The sequence below is a fragment of the Pseudomonas sp. HAR-UPW-AIA-41 genome (genome assembly GCF_002304225.1).
Taxonomy (GTDB): domain Bacteria; phylum Pseudomonadota; class Gammaproteobacteria; order Pseudomonadales; family Pseudomonadaceae; genus Aquipseudomonas.
The window spans coordinates 66,145-79,377 of the sequence record NZ_NSLB01000002.1 but is presented as its reverse complement, the minus strand read 5'-3'; the positions used below and the strand labels follow the sequence as shown (position 1 = coordinate 79,377).

At 62.9% G+C, this 13,233-nt stretch carries 9 protein-coding genes, 1 other RNA gene and 1 pseudogene; 7 read left to right on the top strand and 4 right to left on the bottom strand.

What is annotated here, in order from left to right; all coding sequences use genetic code 11:
- Nucleotides 1-11: 11 nt before the first annotated feature.
- Together CK486_RS04650 and CK486_RS04645 are read right to left on the bottom strand one after the other, a co-directional pair.
- Complete coding sequence (locus CK486_RS04650) at nucleotides 12-839, bottom strand: ion transporter (protein WP_095939124.1); 828 nt, start codon at nucleotides 837-839, stop codon at nucleotides 12-14.
- A 113-nt stretch (nucleotides 840-952) separates the two neighbouring features.
- Nucleotides 953-2,089: an alkane 1-monooxygenase gene (locus tag CK486_RS04645; RefSeq protein ID WP_095939123.1), complete on the bottom strand. Its 1,137-nt coding sequence runs from the start codon at nucleotides 2,087-2,089 to the stop codon at nucleotides 953-955.
- A gap of 170 nt (nucleotides 2,090-2,259) precedes the next feature.
- Between CK486_RS04645 and CK486_RS04640 the strand changes: the two genes are divergently transcribed.
- The 4 genes from CK486_RS04640 (at nucleotide 2,260) to ligA (ending at nucleotide 9,821) form a co-directional block, all read left to right on the top strand.
- On the top strand, nucleotides 2,260-2,919 hold the full coding sequence (locus CK486_RS04640; protein WP_095939122.1) for a GntR family transcriptional regulator: 660 nt from the start codon (nucleotides 2,260-2,262) through the stop codon (nucleotides 2,917-2,919).
- A 7-nt stretch (nucleotides 2,920-2,926) separates the two neighbouring features.
- A complete protein-coding gene (gene smc, locus CK486_RS04635; RefSeq protein WP_095939121.1) occupies nucleotides 2,927-6,415 on the top strand; it encodes a chromosome segregation protein SMC in 3,489 nt (1,162 codons plus the stop codon).
- 170 nt (nucleotides 6,416-6,585) lie between these two features.
- Nucleotides 6,586-7,383: a cell division protein ZipA gene (gene zipA / locus CK486_RS04630; RefSeq protein WP_095939120.1), complete on the top strand. Its 798-nt coding sequence runs from the start codon at nucleotides 6,586-6,588 to the stop codon at nucleotides 7,381-7,383.
- 68 nt (nucleotides 7,384-7,451) lie between these two features.
- Complete coding sequence (gene ligA, locus CK486_RS04625) at nucleotides 7,452-9,821, top strand: NAD-dependent DNA ligase LigA (RefSeq protein WP_095939119.1); 2,370 nt, start codon at nucleotides 7,452-7,454, stop codon at nucleotides 9,819-9,821.
- 45 nt (nucleotides 9,822-9,866) lie between these two features.
- Here ligA and CK486_RS04620 read toward each other — a convergent pair whose 3' ends face one another.
- On the bottom strand, nucleotides 9,867-10,148 hold the full coding sequence (locus CK486_RS04620) for an HU family DNA-binding protein (protein WP_095939118.1): 282 nt from the start codon (nucleotides 10,146-10,148) through the stop codon (nucleotides 9,867-9,869).
- Nucleotides 10,149-10,315: 167 nt separating this feature from the next.
- On the opposite strand from CK486_RS04620, the pseudogene CK486_RS18475 reads away from it, so the two are divergent.
- The 3 genes and pseudogenes from CK486_RS18475 to ffs form a co-directional block, all read left to right on the top strand.
- A pseudogene (locus CK486_RS18475) lies at nucleotides 10,316-11,092 on the top strand (MCP four helix bundle domain-containing protein); the annotation flags it as partial.
- Nucleotides 11,093-11,161: 69 nt separating this feature from the next.
- The gene (locus tag CK486_RS18470) at nucleotides 11,162-11,950 is read left to right on the top strand and encodes a methyl-accepting chemotaxis protein (RefSeq protein WP_371915483.1); all 789 of its coding nucleotides are present in this window, start codon (nucleotides 11,162-11,164) and stop codon (nucleotides 11,948-11,950) included.
- Between the two features lie 92 nt (nucleotides 11,951-12,042).
- Nucleotides 12,043-12,139: signal recognition particle sRNA small type (gene ffs, locus CK486_RS04610), an RNA gene on the top strand.
- Between the two features lie 350 nt (nucleotides 12,140-12,489).
- On the opposite strand, the gene cobA is transcribed toward ffs, so the two are convergent.
- Nucleotides 12,490-13,227, bottom strand: coding sequence for a uroporphyrinogen-III C-methyltransferase (gene cobA / locus CK486_RS04605; RefSeq protein ID WP_095939116.1), 738 nt, complete (start codon nucleotides 13,225-13,227; stop codon nucleotides 12,490-12,492).
- Nucleotides 13,228-13,233: the final 6 nt, after the last annotated feature.

Here is a 13,233-nt window from a genome sequence, read left to right as displayed (position 1 = left end):
TTTATGCCGTGTCAGGCCGGCGGCCGCGTGAACAGGGCACTGCCGCAGCGGCTGCAGAAGCTGGCGTTGGCCTCGTGCTCGGCTTTCGGACAGCACGGGCAGGGCTGCTTGAGCACACCATCGCTGCGCATGGCGTTGCTCAGCTCGGCGGTGAAGATGCCGGTGGGTACGGCGATCACGGCGTAACCGGTGATCATCACCAGACTGGCGACGGCCTGGCCGAGTGGCGTCTTGGGGGTGATGTCGCCAAAACCGACGGTGGTGAGGGTGACGATGGCCCAGTAGATGCTCTTGGGAATACTGGTGAAGCCATTGCCCGGGCCTTCGATCACGTACATCACGGCGCCGAACACCACCACCAGACTGGCGATGCTGACAAAGAACACGGTGATCTTCTGCCGGCTGCTGCGCAGGGCGGTGAGCAGGAAGTTGGCCTGGATCAGGTACTGGCGCAGCTTGAGCACGCGGAAGATGCGCAGCAGGCGCAGGATGCGCACCACCATCAGGTATTGCGAGGCGGGGAAGAACAGTGCCAGCAGGCTGGGCAGCACGGCGAGCAGGTCGATCAGGCCGAAGAAGCTGAAGGCGTAGCCAAGGCGTTTGGGTGAGCAGTACAGGCGGGTCAGGTACTCGACCGCGAAGAACAGGGTAAATCCCCATTCCAGCAGGGTGAGGAGGGTGCCAAAGCGCTGCCGGTAATCCTCCACGCTGTCGACCAGCACCACGGCCAGACTGGCCAGAATGATCACGAACAGCCAGGTATCGAAACGCCGGCCGGCGGCTGTGTCGTATTCGAAAATGATCTTGTGCAGACGTTCGCGCAGCGGCAGTTCAGTCATGGTCGAGTGTCGGTCAGCGGGACATCCGGTAAGACTAACCCCGGCCTTGCCGGATTGCCTATGTGATTGCGCCTGGCCGGAGCCAGGCGCAATTGACCAGCATCAAGTGAGCTTCAGATGGCTTGCTGCCCGGCCTTGAGCTGGTGTTCCTCGCCGGCGTAGTAGGCGCGGACACGCGGGTTCATCACGGCAAACCACAGCGGGGGAATCAGGGCCAGTACCACCATGCCGGCATAGCCGTTGGGCAGTTGCGGGCTCTCGTCGTAGTGGCGCAGCACCTGGTAGCGGCGCTTGGCATAGGCGTGGTGGTCGGAATGGCGTTGCAGGTGGAAGAGGAACAGGTTGGTCAGCAGGTAGTTGCTGTTCCACGAATGGTTGGGGTTGGTCCGCTCGTAGCGGCCGTTGTCCAGCTTGCGCCGGTGCAGGCCGTAGTGTTCCAGATAGTTGACGATTTCCAGCAGGGTGAACGCCACGAAGCTCTGGCCCAGGAAGAACAGCGCGCCCAGCCATCCAAAGGCGATAGTGAAACCCAGCAGGAAAACACCGCTCAGGGCATACCACCAGATCAGCTCATTGTGCCGCGACAGCGGGCTCAGGCCTTTGCGCTTGAGACGTTCGGCCTCGAGTTTCCAGGCGTTGAGGAAGTTGTGCTTGTAGGCATGCGGCAGGAAGCTGTAGAGGCTCTGGCCGTAGCGGGACGAGGAGGCGTCCTCCGGGGTCGATACGTGCACATGGTGGCCGCGGACATGCTCGACCTTGAAGCCCGCGTAGCAGACGGCTGCGAGCAGCAGGCCGCCGGCATTCTGCTCCAGGGCGGAGTCCTTGTGCACCAGCTCATGGGCAACGGTGATGCCGATGCCACCCATAATGATGCCCACCGAGAGCACCCAGCCCAGTTGGCCGACCCAGCTCCAGGCGCTGTAGGTCGCCAGAATCCAGGCCGACCACAGGAGTATGCCGAGCAGACCGGCAACGCTGGCCAGCGTCAGCCAGCGGTAATACGCCTGCCGCTCCATAACTGGAACCTGCTCTGCCTCGTCCGGATTGGCCGGGTCGCGGCCGATGATGGCGTCCAGAACCGGAATCAGGCCGAAGATCACCAGCGGTACGAGGAAGGCCCAGGCATCGGGATTAGCGCTGTTCAGGGAGAGGCTGTAGCTCAGTGGCAGCAGAGCAACCGGGATCAGCCAGAACCAGTAGCCGATGCTTTTCAGGGCAAGCATCCAGTTGGAAGGCAGGCGTTCGAACATGGTGGCAGGTCTCCAGTCTTTTATTATTGGAATTGTTAGATTGTCCGACAATCCTACAAATATCCATCGGGTTTGTGCAAACCTTCGATGGGCGGTCGCCAGACTTGGTCGGGCAGGGGCCTGTGATAAACTGCGCGCCACTCCAGAAGGCCCCTCCAGTAAGGAACAGCATGACCTTCAAGGCACCGGACAGCCTCGCCGAACAGATCGCCCAACACCTGGCCGAGCGCATCATTCGCGGTGAGCTCAAGGAACGTGAGCGCATTCAGGAGATCAAGGTGACCCAGGCGCTGAATGTCAGCCGCGGCTCGGTACGCGAGGCCCTGCTGATTCTGGAGCGGCGCCACCTGATCAACATCCTGCCGCGCCGTGGCGCCCAAGTGTCCGAGCTGACCCCGCAGCATGTGACCAGCCTCTACGAACTGGTGATCTACCTGTACATCAAGCTGGGTCTGGCTGTGGCCCGCGGCTGGCAGCAGCAGAGCGACCTGCAGCCGTTTCTCGTCATCCAGCAGCGTCTGGTGGAGAACATGCAGCGCGAGGACATCAACGCCTTCGTCGAGAGCAGCTTCGATGTGATGCGCGCGTCCTTCCCGTTTGCCAACAACCTGTATCTGCAGGAAACCCTGGAAAACCTGTTACCGGCCATCAGTCGCACCTATCACCTGGCGCTGGAGCGGCGAAAGGGCGAGATGGCGCAGTTCGTCAACACCTTTGCCAGTCTGCTGCAGGCCGTGATCGCCCGCGACGAGGTGGCGGTGCACGATGTGCTGAACGCCTACGGCGAGCACAACAGTGCGCTGGTGCTGATGGCACTGGCCGAGCGCTGAGGTCGGTATGCGCCTCAAATGCATCAAGCTGGCGGGCTTCAAGTCCTTCGTCGACCCGACCACGGTAAACTTTCCCAGCAACATGGCGGCGGTGGTCGGCCCCAACGGCTGCGGCAAGTCCAACATCATCGACGCCGTGCGCTGGGTGATGGGTGAAAGCTCGGCGAAGAACCTGCGCGGCGAGTCGATGACTGACGTCATCTTCAACGGCTCCAATACCCGCAAGCCGGTGACCCAGGCCTCCATCGAGCTGATCTTCGACAACAGCGACAACTCGCTGGTGGGCGAGTACGCGGCTTTTGCCGAAATCTCCATCCGCCGCCGGGTGACCCGCGACGGACAGAACACCTATTTCCTCAACGGCACCAAGTGCCGGCGCCGCGACATTACCGACATTTTCCTCGGCACGGGCCTCGGGCCGCGCAGCTACTCGATCATCGAGCAGGGCATGATCAGCAAGCTGATCGAGGCCAAGCCGGAGGATCTGCGCAATTTCATCGAGGAAGCCGCCGGTATCTCCAAGTACAAGGAGCGCCGCCGCGAGACCGAGAGCCGTATCCGCCGTACCCACGAGAACCTGGCGCGCCTGACCGACCTGCGCGAGGAGCTGGAGCGTCAGCTCGAACGCCTGCATCGTCAGGCCCAGGCCGCCGAGAAATATCAGGAATACAAGGCCGAGGAGCGTCAGCTCAAGGCCCAGCTGGCTGCGCTCAAGTGGCAGGCGCTGAACCAGCAGGTTGGCAACCGTGAGGCGGTGATCGGCGATCAGGAAGTGGCCTTCGAGGCGCTGGTGGCCGAGCAGCGCAGTGCCGATGCCAGCATCGAGCGTTTGCGCGACGGGCATCACGAGCTGTCCGAGCGCTTCAATCAGGTTCAGGGCCGTTTCTACTCGGTGGGCGGTGATATCGCCCGGGTCGAGCAGAGCATCCAGCACGGCCAGCAACGTCTGCGTCAGCTGCAGGACGATTTGCGCGAGGCTGAGCGCGCTCGTCTGGAAACCGAATCGCACCTGGGTCATGACCGCACGCTGCTGGCGACCCTCGGTGAAGAGCTGGACATGCTCGCCCCCGAACAGGAAATGAGCGCCGCAGCGGCCGAAGAAGCCAGCGCCCAGCTGGAAGAGGCCGAAGGCGCCATGCACGCCTGGCAGGAGCAGTGGGATGGCTTCAACCAGCGCAGCGCCGAACCGCGGCGGCAGGCCGAGGTGCAGCAGTCGCGCATCCAGCAGCTGGAGCAGGCCCTTGAGCGGGTGCAGGAGCGTGAGCGACGCCTGCAGGACGAGCAGGCGCAGCTGGCGGCCGACCCGCAGGATGCGGCGATTCTCGAACTCAGCGAACAGCTGGCGTGCGGCGAGCTGACCCTGGAAGAGCTGCAGCAGGCCGAAGAACAGCAGGCCGAACGCCTGCACACCCTGCGTGAAGAACTGCAGCAGGCCCAGCAGGCCCAGCAGCAGGCGCAGGGCGAGTTGCAGCGCCTCAATGGCCGCATTGCCTCGCTGGAGGCCTTGCAACAGGCCGCGCTGAACCCCGGCAAGGGCGCCGCCGAGTGGCTGCGTGAGCAGCAGTTGGCCAGCCGGCCACGTCTGGCCGAAGGGCTGCGTGTGGAAAGTGGCTGGGAGCTGGCGGTGGAAACCGTCCTCGGCGCCGATCTGCAGGCGGTACTGCTGGACGATTTCAACGGTCTCGACCTCAAAGGCTTCGATCAGGGCGAGTTACGTCTGGTCAGTGCACCGCGCCACGGCGCCCGGGTGGCCGGCAGTCTTTTGGACAAGGTAGAGGCCAGTCTGGATCTGAGCCCGTGGCTGGCCCGGGTGCGTCCGGTCGAGACCCTGGACGAAGCACTGGTCCAGCGCGGTCAGTTGGCCGAGGGCGACAGCCTGATCAGCCGCGACGGCTACTGGGTTGGCCGGTATTTTCTGCGGGTGCGCCGCGCCTGCGCGGCCGAGAGCGGCGTGCTGGCCCGTGGTCAGGAACTTGAGCGCCTGCAGGCCGAGCGCGATGAGCGGGAAATGGCCCTGGCCGAACTGGATGAGCGCCTGCAGAGCCTGCGCAGCCGCCAGCAGCAGCAGGAACAGCAGCGCGAGGAGCAGCGTCGTCGACTGCAGGACGAGTCTCGCCGTCATGGCGAGCTGAAGGCGCAGCTGTCGGCGCAGCAGGCCAAGGTCGAGCAACTGACCCTGCGTCGCCGCCGCCTGCAGGAAGAACTGGCCGAGCTGGGCGAGCAGCGGGCACTGGAGCACGAGCAACTGGGCGAGGCGCGACTGACCCTGCAGGATGCGCTGGATGCCATGGCCAGTGACACCGAGCAGCGCGAGTTGCTGTTGGCTACCCGTGATCAGTTGCGTGAGCGCCTCGATCGTGTCCGCCAGGAGGCGCGCCAGCACAAGGATCACGCCCATCAGTTGGCTGTGCGTCTGGGCTCGATCCGCGCCCAGCACGAATCCACCCGTCAGGCGCTGGAACGCCTTGAGCTGCAGTTCGAGCGCGCCATCGAGCGCCGGGAGCAGCTCAGCCTCAATCTGGAGGAGGGCGAGGCGCCGCTTGAAGAGCTGCGTATCAAGCTCGAAGAACTACTGGAACGGCGCATGAGCGTCGAGGAAGAGCTCAAGCTGGCGCGTCTGGCTCTGGAAGATGCTGATCGCGAACTGCGCGATGCCGAGAAGCGCCGCAGTCAGGCCGAGCAACAGGCACAGCTGCTGCGTGGTCAGCTCGAGCAGCAGCGGATGGACTGGCAGGCCCTGAATGTGCGGCGCAAGGCCCTGGCCGACCAGTTGGCCGAGGATGGCTATGACCTGCACGGCGTGCTGGCCAGCCTGCCAGCCGAAGCCAGCGAAAGCCTCTGGGAGCAGCAGCTGGAACAGCTGGCCGGGCGCATTGCCCGTCTGGGTGCAATCAACCTGGCGGCCATCGACGAATATCAGCAGCAGTCCGAGCGCAAGCGCTATCTGGACGCGCAGAACGACGATCTGGTCGAGGCACTGGAGACGCTGGAAAACGTCATCCGCAAGATCGACAAGGAAACCCGCAACCGCTTCAAGGAAACCTTCGATCAGATCAACGCGGGCCTGCAGGCGCTGTTCCCCAAGGTGTTCGGTGGCGGCCACGCCTACCTGGAACTGACTGGCGAAGACCTGCTCGATACCGGTGTGGCGATCATGGCGCGACCGCCGGGCAAGAAGAACAGCACCATTCACCTGCTGTCCGGCGGCGAGAAGGCGCTCACCGCACTGGCGCTGGTGTTCGCCATCTTCAAGCTCAACCCGGCGCCGTTCTGCATGCTCGACGAAGTGGACGCACCTCTGGACGACGCCAACGTCGGCCGCTACGCGCGCCTGGTCAAGGAAATGTCGGAGACGGTGCAGTTCATCTATATCACCCACAACAAGATCGCCATGGAAATGGCCGATCAGTTGATGGGCGTGACCATGCACGAACCTGGCTGCTCGCGCCTGGTCACGGTCAATGTCGAGGAAGCGGTGGCGATGGTGGAGGCCTAAAGCCACATCGGGAGGCCGGCAAAGGTTCCTAAGCGGGTGGGTGGCGTGCTAGCTTATTGCGCAAATCTATTTATCGTGGAAAACGCCTGAGAGAACAGGGATTTGGCGACACGTGTGAGGGGCAGGATGCCCTTGTTCAGCGTATTTTTGACTAGGGGAAACAGATTCACATGGATATCGGTCTGCGCGAGTGGCTGATTGTCATCGGCATCATCGTCATTGCCGGCATTCTGTTCGATGGCTGGCGCCGTATGAGTGGTAACAAGGGCAAGCTCAAGTTCCGTCTGGACAACAGCTTCGGCAATCTGCCCGACGAGGATGTCGACCCCAATCTGCTGGGCCCGGTTCGGGTCAAGGAAAAACATGCCGAGCCGCAGCTGGACGAGCATGATCTGCCTTCGATGACTGCGACCGACGGTGGTAAGAAGCGCAGTGAGCCATTCCAGGGCGATCTGAGCCTCGACGAGCCGGTACCAACCCTGCTTAATCCGGTCGACGATGAGGTCAAATCTGAGTCGCCGCGCGAGCAGGTACCGGTCGACGAAGTGCTGGTCATCAACGTGATCGCCCGTGACCCGGAAGGCTTCAAGGGCCCGGCCCTGCTGCAGAACATTCTGGAAAGCGGTCTGCGTTTCGGCGAAATGGATATCTTCCACCGCCACGAAAGCATGGCCGGCAACGGCGAAGTGCTGTTCTCCATGGCCAATGGCGTCAAGCCGGGTACCTTCGATCTGGATGACATCGACCTGTTCAGTACCCGTGCGGTGAGTTTCTTCCTCGGTCTGCCGGGGCCGCGTCATCCGAAACAGGCCTTCGACCTGATGGTGGCGGCGGCGCGCAAGCTCTCCAGCGAGCTCAATGGCGAACTGAAGGACGAACAGCGCAGCGTGATGACGGCCCAGACCATCGAACACTACCGTCAGCGCATCGCCGACCACGAGCGGCGCAAGCTGACCCAGAAACGCTGAATTGAGCCAGCGCCCGTTACCCTCAAGAGCAGCCTCGGCTGCTCTTGTCGTTTTGCGAGATCACTGCCATGACCGATAGCGCCGCGCGCATCCTGCAACTGCGTGCCGAACTTGAACAGCACAATCACCGTTACTACGTGCTGGACGAGCCCAGTATTCCCGATGCCGAATACGACCGCCTGTTCAACGAGCTGAAGGCGCTGGAGGCTGCCCATCCGCAGCTGATCACGGCCGACTCACCGACGCAGCGGGTCAGCGGCACACCGCTCAGCGCCTTTGCCGAGGTGCAGCATGAGGTGCCCATGCTCAGCCTCGGCAACGCCTTTGCTGAAGAGGATCTGCTGGATTTCGACCGCCGCGTGCGCGAGGGGCTGGATCTGCCGGCGGGCGATCTGTTCGGCGGCGGCGCGGAGATCGACTACTGCTGCGAACCCAAGCTCGATGGTCTGGCGGTCAGTCTGCTGTATGTCGATGGCGTGCTCACGCGCGGCGCCACTCGCGGCGATGGCAGCACGGGTGAGGACATCAGCAATAACGTGCGGACCATCCGCAATGTGCCGCTGAAACTGCAAGGCAGTGGCTGGCCGGCGATCCTCGAGGTGCGCGGCGAAGTGTTCATGGCCAAGGCCGGCTTCGACGCCCTGAACGAGCGTCAGCTGGCCAGTGGCGCAAAGCCTTTTGCCAACCCGCGCAACGCCGCCGCCGGCAGCCTGCGCCAGCTGGATGCCAAGGTTACCGCCAGCCGTCCGCTGGAGTTCTGCTGCTATGGCGTCGGCCAGGTGGTCGGTGAGTTGCCGTCAACCCAGGTGGCGGTGATCCAGTCGCTCAAGCAGTGGGGGCTACCGATCAGCAAGGAGCTGCGTCTGGCTCATGGAGTCGAGGAATGTCTGGCGTATTACCGTGACATCGGCGCGCGGCGCCAGGCGCTGGCCTACGAGATCGATGGCGTGGTGTTCAAGGTCAATGACCTAGGCTATCAGCGTGAGCTGGGCTTCCGCGCGCGCGAGCCGCGCTGGGCGATTGCCCACAAGTTTCCGGCCATGGAAGAGCTGACCGAGCTGCTCGACGTGGAGTTTCAGGTTGGCCGTACCGGCGCTGTCACGCCGGTGGCGCGTCTGAAGCCGGTACAGGTGGCCGGCGTTACGGTGTCCAACGCCACCCTGCACAACATGGATGAAGTGGCACGGCTGGGGCTGATGGTCGGCGATACTGTGATCATCCGCCGCGCCGGTGACGTGATTCCCCAGGTGATGGCGGTGGTGGCCGAACGTCGCCCGGCCGATGCGCGGCCAGTGGCCATTCCGCAAAGCTGCCCGGTGTGCGGTTCGCATGTCGAGCGTACGCAACTGGTCAAGCGCGCCAAGGGCCGCGAGACCATCAGCGAAGGCGCGGTTTACCGCTGCGTCGGGCGCCTGTCCTGCGAGGCTCAGCTGAAGCAGGCGATCATTCACTTCGTATCGCGCCGCGCGCTCGAAATCGAGGGGCTGGGCGACAAGATCGTCGAACAGTTGGTCGATGTCGGTCTGGTGCATTCACCCGCCGATCTGTACACCCTGCGCTACGAACAGGTTGTAGTGCTGGACGGTTTTGCCGACCTCTCCACACGCAATCTGCTGGCCGCCATTGAGTCGAGCCGGCAGCCGGCGCTGGCGCGTTTTATCTATGCCCTGGGCATCCCCGATGTCGGTGAGGAAACCGCCAAGCTGCTGGCCCGTGCTCTTGGTTCGCTGGCGCGGGTACAGGTGGCGCTGCCTGAGGTACTGACCTGGCTGCCGGATGTCGGCCTTGAAGTCGCCCATGAAATTCACAGCTTCTTCGAAGACGAGCACAACCGTACGGTGATTGCCCAGTTGCTCGAGCGCGGCCTGCAGCTGCAAGGGGAAGGGGAGCTGCATGCCGAGTTTTCCGCCTGCGCCAGCCTGGCCGAGCTGATCGACAAGCTGAACATTGCCGGCATTGCCGCCACCGGTGCGAAGAACCTGGCGGACAAGGCGGGCAGCCTGCAGGCGGTGATTGCGCTCAGTCAGGACTGGCTCGAGTTGTCGGTCATGAAGGGCCTGACCGAGAAGGCCAAGCAGTCGCTGCGCGACTACTTCGCCAATCCGGCCAATGTGCTGCGCGCCGAAGCCATCGAGCAGCAGTTGCGCGACTTCGGCATGCACTGGGACAGCGAGAAGAAACAGGCAGAAGGCCTGCCACTGGCGGGGCAAACCTGGGTGCTGACCGGTACTCTGGAACTGATGAGCCGCGACCAGGCCAAGCAGCAGCTGGAAAGCCTGGGAGCCAAGGTGGCCGGCTCGGTGTCGGCCAAGACCCAGTGCGTGGTGGCCGGTCCCGGTGCGGGCTCCAAGCTGGCCAAGGCCGGTGAACTGGGGATACCGGTTCTCGATGAAGCGGCCTTTGTCGAGCGACTGGCCGGTTACGGCATCGTCCTATAAACGACAAGGCCGCCATCAGGCGGCCTTGTCGTAAGACTATCCGGCTCAGCTGTTCAGGCTGTCGCTCAGTGCCTTGGCCGGTACCAGCTTGATCACTTTCTTGGCGGCAATCTCGATCGTCTTGCCGGTCTGGGGGTTGCGGCCGGTGCGTGCCGGGCGCTCGCTGACCTTCAGCTTGCCGATACCCGGCAGAGTGATTTCACCGTCGTTTTCCAGTGCATCGGCAACGATCTGGCTGAGTTGCTCAAGCACGTTGCGGACGCTGCTCTTTTCCAGATCGGTGGCTTCGGCGATATCGTCAATCAGTTGGTCTTTGCTCAGGGCCATGGTCGGAGATCCTTGTTCAGTGACGGGGCGCCGGATGGCGCGTGGCGCGCATTTCAACACTCAGGCACTGCCGATGCCAGCGCATTCTTGTCGAAGACCAGCATCTGCCGTTTGGCGGACTATGCTGGAAGGGTGTAATCCCTCTTCAGCTACGCAGGTGTTCAGTCATGATGCAGTTGCTCTCTAACCTGGGGTTTCGCAAGAAGCTCGCGTTGCCGATCATCATTCTTGCGCTCTTGCTGCTGTTGATCGGCATGCTGGGTATCCGTGGTGCCGGCGAGCTGCAGGACGTGGCGACTGACCTGGCCGAGCAGCACATGCCGGCGGCTGTGCTGCTGCTGGATGCCGATCGTGACATGTACCAGGCCTTTCTGGCCGAGCGCAGTCTGATTCTGGCCGATGACCCGCAGATCCAGCAGGCCATCCGCGGCGAGCACAGCGAGAACCTGCAGCAGGCCCGCGAGCGGGTGGCCAGTGCGGCGAAGATGGAAAATCAGCCCGAGCTGAGTCAGCGTTTTCGTGATTTCGAGCGCCAGTTCGATCAGTGGCAGAAAACCTCCAGCGAGGTGGTGGCCGTGGCGACTACCGACCGGGCGGCGGCACAGGCGCTGACCATGGGGCGCAGCTATGACCAGTTCAGCGTGGCGCGTGAGGCGCTGGACCAGCTGTCGGGCTTGGTGGGCGAAATTGCCGACAAATCCGGCAAGCAGGCTGTCGAAATCGCTTCCGAGCGTATCTGGCAGCAGAGTGTGGCCATCGTTCTGGGCCTGGTGCTGTGCGTGGTGCTGGTGGTCGCCTTTCCGTTGTTTGTCACCCGGCCGCTTGAACGCATGCTGGAGCGGGTGCGGGACATCGCCGAAGGCGATGGCGACCTGACGGCGCGTATCGATGTGCGCGGCAGCGACGAGCTGGGCCAGCTGAGCGATGCCCTCAACCGTTTTCTGGAGCGTTTACAGGGCCTGATTCGCGAGGTGAGGGATACCACCTCCGATGTGGAAGCGTCGGCTGGAAGCATGGCCAGCATGGCCAATGAAAACAGTTCCCTTATCCGCCAGGAGCATGCCTCGATCGATCAGGTGTCGACGGCCGCCGCGCAGATGAGCGCGGCCATCCATGAGGTGGCGCGCAGCGCCCAGCAGGCAGCGCAGGCATCGCAGGATGCGGAAAAGCTGTCGCGCGAAAGTGCCCGGGTGGTGACCGACAACATTGCCTCTATGCGGGCCCTGGCGGCCGAAGTGGAACGTGCCTCTGAAGTGATTGGCAGTCTGGAGCAGGAGACCAACAACATCGGTGCGGTGCTGGCGGTGATCAAGGGCATTGCCGAGCAGACCAACCTGCTGGCGCTGAATGCGGCCATCGAAGCGGCACGCGCCGGCGAGCAGGGGCGTGGCTTTGCGGTGGTCGCCGATGAAGTACGGGCGCTCGCCGCCCGTACGCAGGAGTCGACCAAGGACATTCAGGAAATGATTGAGCGTCTGCAGAGCGGTGCGCAGAATGCGGTCAAGGTGATGCAGGGTGGCTCGGGGCGGGCTCAGGAAAGCGTTGACCGTGCGGCAACGGTCGAGTCGACCCTGGCTCAGGCCGCGCAGGGGGTTGATTCGATCAACGAGATGGCTGCGCATATTGCCGCCGCATGTGAGCAGCAGAGCACTGTGACTGAAGAAATTACGCGCAATATCACCGATATCCGTGATCTCTCTGATCGGTCGGCGCACACCTCCGCCCAAGGTGTAGATTCCAGTCAGCAGCTCTCGGCTACTGCTGGGCGTCTGGCTACGCTGGTGGCGCGCTTCCGCGTCTGAGCAACATAAGTGCTTGAAGCGGTTGTAAGTTCTCCGCAAGCCGTTACAATGACGCCGCTCGCTGCAATGGCGAGTGGCGTTATGGCGGGCCCTGTCGGTCCCCTCGCAACGATCAGCCGTGAACCCGGTCAGGCCCGGAAGGGAGCAGCCGCAGCGGTGACATCGTGTGCCGGGGTGTGGCTGGCGGGGTTCGCCTCCAGTAACTCACGCTACTGATTCTGAAGGGTTTTCACTCCAATCCACGCAGTGGTACAAGGAGTGATGCACCCGTGTCTACTGTCCCGTCCTACCTTCTGCTCTCGCGCCATTCGGTTTTCTATTTCTGAATCGTGATGCATGAAGTTGTTCGTACCACTAATCACCAAGCATATGATTCTTCTTCTGGGTATACAGAGTTATAGCTTCGTTGCTGTTCACATGTAACGTCTGAAATCAGCCCACAGAACGTTGGTGCTACCGCAAATTTCATCGGGGCCATTCGAGCCAAAAAAGAGCCCGGCCGGAGCCGGACTCAAGACCTAGCAGGAGCGAAGGGGAAATCAGGCGCTCTTAGCCAGCAGGGCTTGGGCCTGCTCGGCGGCGACTTCACCGATAACCAGAATGGCCGGGCTTTTCAGCTGAAAATCCGCCGCATCCTGTTGCATAGCGGCCAGAGTACTGCGGCATTCGCGTTGCTGCGGTAGCGAGGCGTTTTCGATCATCGCCACCGGCATGTCGTCACGCATGCCGCCGGCCAGCAGGCTTTCACGGATTTCAGGAAGCTTGGCCACGCCCATGTAGACCACCAGAGTGGTGCCACCCTGGGCCAGGGCCTGCCAGTTCAGGCTGCTGTCGTCCTGAGTGTGGGCGGTGACCAGCGTCACGCCTCGGGCTACACCGCGCAGGGTCAGGGGGATGCCGCAATTGGTCGCGCCGGCCAGGCCGGCGGTGATGCCGTTGACCATCTCCACGCTGATCCCATGTGCACTCAGCCAGTCGGCTTCCTCGCTGCCGCGGCCGAAGATGCAGGGGTCACCACCCTTCAGGCGCACCACGCACTTGCCCTGGCGGGCGTAGCGCAGCATCAGGCGGTGGATGAACTCTTGCGGCGTGGAGCGGCAGCCGCCGCGCTTGCCCACCGGGATGACCCTGGCCTGCGGGCTGTGTTCCAGCACCGCCGGATTGACCAGATCGTCGATCATCACGATGTCGGCTTGCTTCAGCGCCTTTACCGCTTTGAGGGTGAGTAGCTCGGGATCTCCTGGGCCAGCGCCCACCAGCCAGACTTTACCGTGCATGGAGTT

Coding starts and splice junctions, on each gene's coding strand:
- CK486_RS04650 (WP_095939124.1), bottom strand. CDS start 839: ATGACTGAACTGCCGCTGCGCGAACGTCTGCACAAGATCATTTTCGAA.
- CK486_RS04645 (WP_095939123.1), bottom strand. CDS start 2,089: ATGTTCGAACGCCTGCCTTCCAACTGGATGCTTGCCCTGAAAAGCATC.
- CK486_RS04640 (WP_095939122.1), top strand. CDS start 2,260: ATGACCTTCAAGGCACCGGACAGCCTCGCCGAACAGATCGCCCAACAC.
- smc (WP_095939121.1), top strand. CDS start 2,927: ATGCGCCTCAAATGCATCAAGCTGGCGGGCTTCAAGTCCTTCGTCGAC.
- zipA (WP_095939120.1), top strand. CDS start 6,586: ATGGATATCGGTCTGCGCGAGTGGCTGATTGTCATCGGCATCATCGTC.
- ligA (WP_095939119.1), top strand. CDS start 7,452: ATGACCGATAGCGCCGCGCGCATCCTGCAACTGCGTGCCGAACTTGAA.
- CK486_RS04620 (WP_095939118.1), bottom strand. CDS start 10,148: ATGGCCCTGAGCAAAGACCAACTGATTGACGATATCGCCGAAGCCACC.
- CK486_RS18470 (WP_371915483.1), top strand. CDS start 11,162: ATGGCCAGCATGGCCAATGAAAACAGTTCCCTTATCCGCCAGGAGCAT.
- cobA (WP_095939116.1), bottom strand. CDS start 13,227: ATGCACGGTAAAGTCTGGCTGGTGGGCGCTGGCCCAGGAGATCCCGAG.